At 71.7% G+C, this 10,324-nt stretch carries 8 protein-coding genes and 1 pseudogene; 3 read left to right on the plus strand and 6 right to left on the minus strand.

What is annotated here, in order from left to right; genetic code table 11:
* A pseudogene (locus GVL05_RS20240) lies at positions 1-213 on the minus strand (hypothetical protein); the annotation flags it as partial.
* 107 nt (positions 214-320) lie between these two features.
* Between GVL05_RS20240 and GVL05_RS19000 the strand changes: the two are divergent.
* The gene (locus GVL05_RS19000) at positions 321-2,222 is read left to right on the plus strand and encodes an amino acid transporter (protein ID WP_235036069.1); all 1,902 of its coding nucleotides are present in this window, start codon (positions 321-323) and stop codon (positions 2,220-2,222) included.
* Entirely contained in the window at positions 2,219-3,187 is a 969-nt protein-coding gene (locus GVL05_RS19005; protein WP_159574161.1) for a DMT family transporter, read from the plus strand. Before GVL05_RS19000 ends, GVL05_RS19005 begins: the two co-directional genes overlap by 4 nt.
* Before the next feature lie 52 nt (positions 3,188-3,239).
* Here the strand turns inward: GVL05_RS19005 and GVL05_RS19010 are convergent, their stop codons facing one another.
* Positions 3,240-4,925, minus strand: a complete 1,686-nt coding sequence (locus GVL05_RS19010) for a long-chain-fatty-acid--CoA ligase (protein WP_159574162.1) — start codon at positions 4,923-4,925, stop codon at positions 3,240-3,242.
* 126 nt (positions 4,926-5,051) lie between these two features.
* Between GVL05_RS19010 and GVL05_RS19015 the strand changes: the two genes are divergently transcribed.
* The gene (locus GVL05_RS19015) at positions 5,052-5,975 is read left to right on the plus strand and encodes an oxygenase MpaB family protein (protein ID WP_134194071.1); all 924 of its coding nucleotides are present in this window, start codon (positions 5,052-5,054) and stop codon (positions 5,973-5,975) included.
* A gap of 94 nt (positions 5,976-6,069) precedes the next feature.
* Here GVL05_RS19015 and GVL05_RS19020 read toward each other — a convergent pair whose 3' ends face one another.
* The 4 genes from GVL05_RS19020 to GVL05_RS19035 form a co-directional block, all read right to left on the minus strand.
* Positions 6,070-6,996 carry an aldo/keto reductase gene (locus tag GVL05_RS19020; protein WP_228506088.1) on the minus strand — a complete coding sequence of 309 codons (927 nt, stop codon included), beginning with the start codon at positions 6,994-6,996 and terminating at the stop codon, positions 6,070-6,072.
* A 176-nt stretch (positions 6,997-7,172) separates the two neighbouring features.
* Positions 7,173-7,739, minus strand: coding sequence for a TIGR03086 family metal-binding protein (locus tag GVL05_RS19025; protein WP_131845388.1), 567 nt, complete (start codon positions 7,737-7,739; stop codon positions 7,173-7,175).
* Positions 7,740-8,292: 553 nt separating this feature from the next.
* Positions 8,293-8,853 carry a YceI family protein gene (locus GVL05_RS19030; protein WP_111086826.1) on the minus strand — a complete coding sequence of 187 codons (561 nt, stop codon included), beginning with the start codon at positions 8,851-8,853 and terminating at the stop codon, positions 8,293-8,295.
* A 109-nt stretch (positions 8,854-8,962) separates the two neighbouring features.
* Positions 8,963-9,895, minus strand: coding sequence for a hypothetical protein (locus GVL05_RS19035; RefSeq protein ID WP_123938907.1), 933 nt, complete (start codon positions 9,893-9,895; stop codon positions 8,963-8,965).
* Positions 9,896-10,324: the final 429 nt, after the last annotated feature.

A 10,324-nucleotide genomic window follows, 5' to 3' on the forward strand; every position in this document is an offset into this window, starting at 1 on the left:
TGCCTGGCGGCCGGAGCCCTGCTGGTGGTGGCGGGGCTGGTGGCGGTGTTCACCAGGCCCCCGCGGTAGCCGGACCGGGTTGTCCGGCGGGAGCCGGACCGGGTTGTCCGGCGGGAGCCGGACCGGGTTGTCCGGCGGGAGCCGGACCGGGTTGTCCGGCGGGAGCCGGACCGGGTTGTCCACAGGGGCCGTCCGGGTGCGCGCGTGCTTCACCCGGACGGCTTAGCATCGTCCACGTGACCGCGACAGACGCCGAGCGGGCCGCCCAGCGCGACGCCACGGAGCCACCCCTCGACCGCAGCGCCCGACTGCGTCGCTGGATGCTGCAGGGCACCCACCAAGGGGCATCCCACCAGGGTCCGCACCAGGTCGAGGTCGAGAAGACCCACCCGTGGTGGCGGGTCATGTGCCTGACCGGCGTCGACTACTTCTCGACCCTCGGGTACCAGCCGGCGATCGCGGCGCTCGCCGCCGGTCTGCTGTCGCCGATCGCCACGATCGTGCTCGTGCTCGTCACGCTGTTCGGCGCGCTGCCGGTGTACCGCCGGGTCGCGAGCGACAGCTTCCGCGGTGCCGGGTCGATCATGATGCTCGAGAAGCTCCTGCCGTGGTGGGCCGGCAAGCTCCTGGTGCTCGTCCTGCTCGGGTTCGCCGTCACCGACTTCATGATCACGATGACGCTGTCGGCAGCGGACGCCACGGCGCACATCGCCGAGAACCCGTACACGCCGCATTGGTTCACCGAGATCCCCGTCCCGCTCACCCTCGCGCTGCTGCTGTTGCTCGGCGTGGTGTTCCTCCGCGGCTTCAAGGAGGCGATCGGCATCGCGGTCGGACTCGTCGCGGTGTTCCTCGCGCTGAACGCCGTCGTCGTGGTGGTCGCGCTCTGGCACGTCTTCGAGCACCCGATGGTCGCCAGCGACTGGTGGTCGGGGCTCACCGCGCAGCACAGCAACCCCCTCGTCATGGTCGGCATCGCGCTCGTCGTGTTCCCGAAGCTCGCGCTCGGCCTGTCCGGGTTCGAGACCGGCGTCGCGGTGATGCCGCAGGTGCGCGGTGACGCGTCGGACGACACGAGTGCCCGGCCCGAGGGTCGGATCCGCGGCACCAAGCGGCTCCTGACCGTCGCGGCCGTGATCATGAGCTCGTTCCTGATCACCTCGTCGATCGCGACGACGTTCCTCATCCCGCAGCACGAGTTCCAGCCGGGCGGCGGTGCGAACGGGCGGGCCCTGGCCTTCCTGGCGCACCAGTACCTCGGTGGGGTGTTCGGCTCGATCTACGACTTCTCGACCGTCGCCATCCTGTGGTTCGCCGGCGCGAGCGCGATGGCCGGCCTGCTCAACCTGGTGCCGCGGTTCCTGCCCCGCTACGGCATGGCGCCGCAGTGGGCGCGGGCGACCCGGCCGCTCGTCATCATCTTCACCCTCATCGCCTTCCTGATCACGATCGTGTTCCGCGCGAACGTCGACGCCCAGGGCGGGGCCTACGCCACCGGCGTGCTCGTCCTGATCACGAGCGCCGCGGTCGCGGTCACCCTGTCGGCTCGTCGCCGGCAGCAGAAGAAGCGCACCATCGCGTTCGGCGTCATCTCGGTCGTGTTCGTCTACACGACGGTCGCGAACGTCATCGAGCGGCCCGACGGCGTCCGGATCGCGGCGATCTTCATCATCGCCATCGTCGTGGTGTCGCTCGTCTCGCGGGTGCGCCGGTCGTTCGAGCTCCGCGCGTCGTCGATCGAGCTGGACGCCACGGCCCGGCAGTTCGTCGAGGCCGACGCCGACCAGTTCAGCGCGGTCTGCATCATCGCGAACGAGCCGGGTGCCGGCACCGCCGAGGCGTACCGGGCGAAGGGGCGCGAGGAACGGCGCGATTCCGGCATCCCGGCGCGCGTCCCGACGATGTTCCTCGAGGTGCTGCCCGCGGACTCGTCCGACTTCGAAGAGGATCTGCTGGTCGAGGGGCACGTCGTGCACGGACACCGTGTGCTCCGGGTCCGGTCCGGCAACGTGCCGAACACGATCGCCTCGACCCTGCTTGCGATCCGCGACACCGCCGGGGTCGTCCCGAGCATCTACTTCGAGTGGAACGAGGGCAGCCCGATCCGGAACGCCCTGCGGTTCGTGTTCACCGGTGCCGGTGACGTCGCGCCCGTCACGCGCGAGGTCCTGCGCGAAGCCGAACCGGACGTCCACCGCCGGCCGTCCATCCACGTCTCGTGACGGGTCCCGCCAGCGCGCGCCGGGTCCCGACGCCCGCCGGTGGGCTCGCCGCGGTGGTCGTCGCCGCCGCGGTCTGGGGGACCACCGGCACCGCGACGCACTTCGCCCCGGGCGTCCCCGCCTTCGTCTTCGGCGCGGTCACCTTCGGGATCGGTGGACTCGTGCTCGCCGCCGTCGCCGGACATGGCACGCTCCGCGCCGTCGCCGAGCGTCGCACGCGGGGGTGGGCGCTGCTCGGCGCAGGGGCGCTCGTCGTCTACGCGGTCGCCTTCTACGCGGCCCTCGCCGACGCGGGCGTCGCCCTCGGCACCACGATCGCGATCGGGTCGTCACCCGTGTTCGCCGGGCTCGTGGAGTGGGTGTCGGACAGGAGGCCCGTCACCGGCAGGTGGATCGTCGCCACGCTGGTGAGCGTGGCCGGCATGGTCGTCGTGACCCTGGCGCGCTCGGAGCACGACGGCGGTGGTGGTGCGCTCGCGCTCGGGGTCGCCAGTGCCCTGCTCGCCGGACTCACGTACGCGCTGTACTCGTGGGCGGTGGCGCGGGGACTGCACGCGGCGGCCGGGGCGGTGTCGGTACCCGGCGGGCCCGGGGTCGAAGCCGTCGCGGCGGGGCTGCCGAACGGCCGCGGGCTCGTCGGCGCCGTGTTCGGCATCGCTGCCGTGCCGCTCGTCGTGCTGGTGCTCGTCGCCGGCGCACCGTCCCTCGGCGAGGGCGACAACTGGCCGGTGTTCCTGTACCTGGCCCTGGTGCCGACGGTGCTCGGGCACTCGCTGTACGCCGTGGGGTTGCGGTCCGTCGGTGCCTCGGTCGCGACCCTGGTGTCGTTGCTCGAGCCCGTGGTCGCAGCGGTGCTCGCCGTGCTCGTCGTCGGGGAGCACCTCGGCGCGACGGGGTGGGTCGGCATCGCACTCGTGGTGGCCGGGCTCGCCGTGCTCGCGGTGCCGGGGCGACGCCTGCGCTGACGCGCGTCAGGCACCGACGTCGTCAGGCACCGACGTCGTCAGTCGTCAGTCGTCAGTCGTCGGCGAGGACCTGGTCCCGCACCTTCCGCCGCAGCACCTTGCCGATCATCGAGCGCGGCAGGTCCTCGACCACGACGACCCGACGCGGCACCTTGTACGCCGCCAGCTGGTCGCGCGCCCACACCCGCAGCGCCGCGGCGTCGAACGAGGACGGGTCCTTCGGCACGACGGCGGCGACGACCTGCTCGTTGCCGCCCTGCGTGATGCCGACGACCGCGACCTCCTTGACGCTCGGGTGCTTGAGCAGTGCGTCCTCGACCTCGGACGGCGACACGTTGAAGCCGCCCGTGATGATGAGCTCCTTCAGTCGGTCGACGATCCGGACGTAGCCGTCGGCGCCGATCGCCACGATGTCGCCGGTGCGGAACCAGCCGTCGGGGGTGAAGACCTCGTCCGTGGCCTCGGCCTTGCCCCAGTAGCCGCGGAACACCTGCGGCCCGCGGACCTGCAGTTCACCGGGCTCGTCGACGCCGAGCACCTTCGTGCTGTCGTCGGGGTCGACCACGCGGGCCTCGGTGGAGGACAACGGCAGCCCGATGGAGCCGAGGCGACGCTCCGGGGACACCGGGTTCGCCATCAGCACGGGGGAGCACTCGGACAGCCCGTAGCCCTCGACCAGGTACCCGCCGGTCCGGGCTTCCCACGGCTCGACGATGTCCTGCGACAGCGGCATGGCGCCCGAGATGCCGATCTCGATGCCCTCGAGCGAGACCTTCGCCGAGTCGGCGGCGTGCTGCAGTCGGGCGTAGATCGGCGGGACGGCGGGCAGGAACGTCGGCGGGTGCTTCTTGATCGCGGTGAGCACGAGCGCCGGGTCGAACGTCGGGAACAGCACGAGCCGCGAGGCCATGCTCATCGCGAAGGTCAGGCACAGCGTGAGGCCGTAGGCGTGGAACATCGGCAGCACCGCGTACACGACGTTGTCGCCCCGACGGATCTGCGGCACCCAGGCGCGAGCCTGCGCGGCGTTGGCCAGCAGGTTCCGGTGCGTGAGGACCGCGCCCTTCGGCGTGCCGGTGGTGCCCGAGGTGTACTGGATCAGGGCGATGTCGTCCGTCGACGGGCGCGGGTGCCGCTTCGACAGCTTGCGGGTGTGGACCAGGTCGTCCCACTTCGTCGTGCCGCGCACCGCGGTGGTGAGCTTCGCGCGGGACTCGCGGGCCTTCGCCACCGGCAGGGCCAGGGCGAGCCGGGTGCTGCGGGGCATCGCGCGGGTCAGGTCGACCGACACGATCGCGTCGAGCTTCACGTCGGCAGGGAAGTCCTGCAGCGTCGCGACGGACTTGTCCCAGGCGATCGCGACCTTGGCGCCGTGGTCCTCGAACTGGTGGCGGAGCTCGCGCGGCGTGTACAGCGGGTTGTGCTCGACCACGATCGCGCCGAGGCGCAGGACCGCGTAGAACGCCACGATGTGCTGCGGGCAGTTCGGCAGCACGATCGCCACCCGGTCGCCGGCACCGACGCCGAGTTTGCGGAGGCCGTTCGCCGCGCGGAGGATCTGCTCCTGCAGGTCGGCGTAGCTGGTCGTCCGCTTGAAGAACTCGAGCGCGACCCTGCCCGGGAACCGTCGCGCCGATTCCTCGACCAGGTCGATCAGGGAACCGTGCTGTTCCTCGATGTCGTGCGGGACCCCCGGCGCGTACGAGGCAAGCCAGGGACGAGGCGTGTCGATGCTCACGCGTCCCAACCTAGCGGGCCACCCCGGCGCCCGCTGGGAAGCATCGGGCGGCATCGGCCGGCATCGGGCGCCATCGGGGTGCACGAAGCCGAGCGCGCTCCCAGGGGGCGGACGGACGATGACGCCATGCCCTCCGTCTCCGATGCCTTCCGCTCCCGCCTCAACGACACGTTCACCGGTGGGGCGACGAGCAAGCCGGAGTGGATCGACGAACTCGAGGCCGGCACCGACGCCGGCTTCTTCGGCCCCGGTTCCGCGACGTGGGCGGTGCACGGCGGCAAGCAGACGATCGTCGCCGGCGTCCGCGCACTCCTCGTGCAGGCCCTGCACCCGGGAGCCCTCGCCGGCGTCGCCGACCACTCCCGCTACCGCGAGGACCCGTTCGGCCGACTCGCCGGCACCATCCGGTGGATCTACACGGTCTCGCACGGCGACACCGCGACCGCCCGCGGAGCGAGCGAGTGGGTGCTGCGCCTGCACGAGCGCGTTCGCGGCCAGTACGTCGACGGCCACGGCGTCGCACGCGACTACGCGGCGAACGACCCCGACCTGGCCCGCTGGGTGCACCTCGCCTTCACCGACGCGTTCCTCCGCGCTGCGCAGCGCTGGGGTGGCCCGATCCCCGGCGGTGCCGACGCCTACGTCCGCGAGTGGGCGACCGCCGGCCGGCTCATGCGCGTCGAGGACGCCCCGGAGTCCGAGGCCGAGCTCCGCGCCCAGATGGACGGGTACCTCGACCGCGGCGAACTGGCCGTCACTGCCCGCACCCGCGACGTCGTCAAGTTCATCAAGAACCCGCCGCTCGCGCTGATGCTGCGGCCCGGCTACCAGGCGCTGTTCCAGGGCGCCGTCTCGACGCTCGACCCCCGCCACCGCTCGATGCTCGGCCTGCGGGCCCCCGCGATCGGGCCCGTCGAACTGCCCGTCGGCCGGGCGACCGGACTCGTGCTCGACGGGATCGGTGGGGTACTCGGCAACCAGACGGGCACCGAGCGCGCTGCGCTCGTGCGCATCGCGCGCCTCGAACGCGAGCGCGGCGCCGTCGCCTGAAACGTCCGCGTGTCACGTGTCGTGGACGTGACCGGAGACGGACGGGAGGCCCGTGGCCAGCTGGCCACGGGCCTCCCGTCCGCTCGTGGGTGCGTCAGAAACCGGACGGCACCCGGGGCGTGTACGCGGACTCGAGTCGCGTCACCTCGTCGTCGGTCAGCGTGATCGCGGCGGCCGCGACCGCGTCGTCGATGTGGTGCTCCTTCGTCGCACCGACGATCGGCGCGCTCACCGCGGGCTTGCCCGCGACCCAGGCGAGGGCGATCTGCGCCATGCTCACGCCGCGGTCACTCGCGATGGACTCGACGGCGCCCACGATCGCGCGGTTCGCGTCCTCGTCCTGGCGGTAGAGCGTCTTGCCGAACTCGTCGGTGCTCGCGCGCGAACCAGAGCCCTCCGCGTCCCACGGCCGGGTGACCTTGCCGCGGGCGAGGGGGCTCCACGGGATCACGCCGACGCCGGTCGCGTGCGCGAAGGGGTGCATCTCGCGTTCTTCCTCGCGTTCGAGCAGGTTGTACTGGTCCTGCATGCTGACGAAGCGGGTCCAACCGTGCAGGTCGGCGACGTGCTGCATCTGCGCGAACTGCCACGTCCACATGCTGCTCGCGCCGAGGTAGCGGGCCTTGCCGGCCTTGACGACGTCGTGCAGGGCCTCCATCGTCTCCTCGATCGGGGTCACCGGGTCGAAGCGGTGGATCTGGTACAGGTCGACGTAGTCGGTGCCGAGACGGGTCAGCGAGGCGTCGATCTCGTGCATGATCGCGGCGCGGGAGAGCCCGGCGCCGTTCCGACCGGGGCGCATCCGGTTGAACACCTTGGTGAGGACCTGGACGTCCTCGCGCGGAGCGAGTTCCTTGAGGAGCGTGCCGGTGATCTCCTCGCTGGAGCCGTCGGAGTACACGTTCGCCGTGTCGAAGGTGGTGATGCCGGCGTCGAACGCGCGACGGACGAAGGGGCGGGCCTCGTCGATGCCGACGCTCCACGCGTGCGAGCCGCGGTCGGGGGCGCCGTAGGACATCATGCCGAGGACCACGGTGCTGATCTCGAGGCCGGAGGCGCCGAGGCGGGTGGTGTTCGTCGTCGCTGCGTTGCTCGGTGCTGCGTTGCTCGGGGCCGCGTTGCTCGGGGCCGCGTTGCCTGGTGCGGCGTTGCTCGGTGCTGCGTTGCCTGATGCTGCGTTGCTCGGTGCTGCGTTGGTCATGCGCTCACCTTGGCATCGCGGCCTGTGACGGCGAGCAGGCGGACCTGGAGTGGGGCGTCCTGGTCGACGTCGACCGGGGCGGCGTACAAGCCGGTCGCGGCGAGGTCCTCGATCTGCGGCTCGAAGTACTCCCACACCGCCTGCACGAGCTCGTCCGGCAGGGACTCGTCCGTACCGGTCGCCCGCGCCAGGTCCCACGTGTGGATGGTGATGTCGCTGGTCTGCTCGGTGAGGTACTGGCCAGCTGGCACGACGTCGGTGCTGAGGTGGACGGGGGTGTCCTGCGGGGCGTTCCGCCAGGCATCGGTCGCCGCGGTCGCGAAGCGCTGCCACTCGGACACGAGGTCGTCGCCGATGAACTCGAGGTCGGCCTCGGCCTGGGCGTAGTCGCACCCGGTGAGGAGCTTCGGGATCCAGCGCTGCTCGTCGACCACGTGGGTCACGAGGTCGCGGGTGGTCCACTCGGAGTCGGGGGTGGCGGCGTCCCAGTCCGTCACGGCGGCGACGCGGCGGCCGAACTCGGCTGCCGCGAGGGCCTGCATCGCGATCCAGTCGGTGGCCATGGTGGTGCTCCTGTTCGTCGGGCTGGCGTGCGGTGCTTCGTGCGGGTGGTGCGTGGTGCGGGTGGTGTGTGCGGGTGGTGCGTGTCGTGCGTTTGTCGTTGTAACTCGGGGGCCGGTGTGCGGATTCCCGCGCGTGCGGGCGTGCCCCTGTCCGCTGCCCAACGCTACGCCGACGAGCCCGGCCGAGCGGGCGAAATGCCGCGGTCGTGCGCGTACCCACCCGGACGTTTCCGCCCGTTCACGCCCGCGCGGGGTCGGTGCGCACTGCACTCGCTGACACCGGAGGGGCGTGCCAGCGCGTGGTCCCTGGGCGAGCGGGCGGAATGCCGGGGTCGAGTTCGAGATGAGGCCGGCATTTCGCCCGTTCGCCCGGTTGCGCTCGCGATGGAGCACCCGCGCGCGTCGCAGCGGGCGGCGGGCGGCGGGCACGGACGCACCCCCGAAGCACCGCGGGCACGACGAACGCCCCGGCTCCGTGGGGAGCCGGGGCGCGTGTCTCGGGTTCGGGTGGTGCTGTTCGGTGCCCTCAGTCAGGCAGCGAGTCCGAAGGGACTCAGGCCGCCTGGAGCACGAACTGGACGTCGAGGTTGATCGTCACGTCGTTGCCGAGGGTGAAGCCACCGGCCTCGAGCGCTGCGTTCCAGTTCACGCCGAACTCGGTGCGGTCGATCTTCGTGGTCGCCTCGGCGCCGAACTTGACCTGGCCGTAGCCGTCGGTCGTGAAGCCACCGAGCTCGGCCTTGAGGACGACGGGCTTGGTGACGCCGCGCAGGGTCAGGTCGCCAGCGATGTGCAGGTCGTCGCCCTTGGCCTCGATGCTCGTCGAGCGGAAGGTGAGCTGCGGGTGCTCCTCGGTGAGGAAGAAGTCGCTCGTCTTCAGGTGCTGGTCGCGCTGCTCCTGGCCGGTGTTGATCGACGCGACGTCGATGTTCGCCTCGACGGTCGACTCGAGGGGGTTCTCGGCGGTGACGACGGTGGCGTCGAACGTCTCGAACTTGCCCTTGACCTTGCTGATGGCGAGGTGGCGGACCGAGAAGGTGACCTCGGAGTGGGTGGGGTCGATCTTCCAGGTGCCGGTCTGGTAGCCGGGGATGGTCGTGGCGGTGAGCGTCATGGTGGTCCTTCTTCCGAACGAGAGTCTGTGGTGCGACGCGATCCATGCGCCTGCATCAACCTGATACTACGCCAGTGTGCACCCTTTTGGTTGAAGCGTCAACCATTGTTCACCGAAGCGTCGCGAAGCGGTGGTCGTGCGGTGCGCTGAGCCCGGCCTGCAGGAGGCGTCTCACACGCTGTACGAATCGATCGACACCTCGGCCGACGTCGTCCGCCGTGGCCCGGACCAACCACCAGTCCACGTCCTTCAAGTGCTCACCGCGGGTGAGGTCCTTCCGGAAGGTGGCCGGGTCGGTGCGGTGGAGATCGCTCTCGTACTCGATCGCCACCCGTGCTGCGGGGTAGGCGAGGTCCACGCACGCGATCCACCTGCCGTCCACGATCACGTCGTGGTTCAGGGCGGGTTCCGGGAGTCCCTGGCGGACGAGGGTCAGCCGTGCCCTGGTCTCACCCGGGGAACGAGAACCCGGCCTGATCTCGGCGAGAGCGTGGCGCAGCTTCACGACGCCCCGGAGCCCGCGCCGCCGGCCGACTGCCAGGATCAGCTCGTCGAGGGTCGCCCATCCGAGCCACCCGACGAGGGCGTCACCCGCGATGATCAGTTCGTCGAGCGTCAACATCGTGCTCAGCGCGACGAACGTGTCCGCTGGCGTCGTCAGACGCACACCTCGGCTGGTGGTCGCACGGACCCTGCCGAGGTGGGCGCGGTGTCCGACGGCGCCGCGGACGCGAAGCGCCTGATCGACCCCGATCGTCGTGACGTGGAGCCGCGGCGAGCCCTCGAGCCGGCGGGGGAGCGGGATGCCGAGGATCGCGGCGGCCGTGACGTGGCTGAACACCTGGTCGGGGCGCAGCCGGGGAGCCAGCGCGCGGGCGCGTTCGTCAACGGTTCGCGGCGGAACCGCGGATCGGGTGCCGTGGAACGGGCGGACGAGGTCACGTGCCTCGAGGCGGCCGCGGGACACCCCTCGATGCAGTGCGTCTCGGACGCGGAACGAGGCGTCCCGCAGCGCCAACGGGAGTCGGCGTCTGGCGGTCATCTCCACATCGTGGAGCCGAGCGGGCGCGACGGTGGCGAGTCGTGCCCCCAGTGTGGACGGCCCGCGATCCTGGCGCCCCTGTGGAGGAATCGCGCCGCGGTCGAGCGGGCGAAACACCGGGGTCCGGCTGCATGGCGACCGCGGCATTTCGCCCGCTCGCGGGGGCGCCCGCCGGCGCGGACCGCAGCGCTGCCCGCCCGGCCGGTCAGCGCAGCGGTCGGGACCGCAGCGACGGCGTCAGCCTGCCCATCGCGGCGAGGCTCCCGCGGTCGCGACATCGTCGACGGCGCGAACGGGCGTATTGCCAGGGTGTCGCCGTCGGGCACGCCGGCATTTCGCCCGCTCGCGGGACGGGATCCACCCTCGCGAGATCCGCGCTCGCGGCGGCCGACCGCACCGCACCCCGCTACGCACCCCCCCCGCCCCACC

The sequence above is a fragment of the Curtobacterium sp. 18060 genome, assembly GCF_902706105.1.
Classification (GTDB): Bacteria; Actinomycetota; Actinomycetes; order Actinomycetales; family Microbacteriaceae; genus Curtobacterium.

What these genes read in the sequence shown, in the direction of transcription:
- GVL05_RS19000 (WP_235036069.1), top strand. Translation starts at nt 321, where the DNA reads ATGCTGCAGGGCACCCACCAAGGGGCATCCCACCAGGGTCCGCACCAG.
- GVL05_RS19025 (WP_131845388.1), bottom strand. Translation starts at nt 7,739, where the DNA reads ATGGCCACCGACTGGATCGCGATGCAGGCCCTCGCGGCAGCCGAGTTC.
- GVL05_RS19030 (WP_111086826.1), bottom strand. Translation starts at nt 8,853, where the DNA reads ATGACGCTCACCGCCACGACCATCCCCGGCTACCAGACCGGCACCTGG.
- GVL05_RS19035 (WP_123938907.1), bottom strand. Translation starts at nt 9,895, where the DNA reads ATGACCGCCAGACGCCGACTCCCGTTGGCGCTGCGGGACGCCTCGTTC.
- GVL05_RS19015 (WP_134194071.1), top strand. Translation starts at nt 5,052, where the DNA reads ATGCCCTCCGTCTCCGATGCCTTCCGCTCCCGCCTCAACGACACGTTC.
- GVL05_RS19020 (WP_228506088.1), bottom strand. Translation starts at nt 6,996, where the DNA reads ATGATGTCCTACGGCGCCCCCGACCGCGGCTCGCACGCGTGGAGCGTC.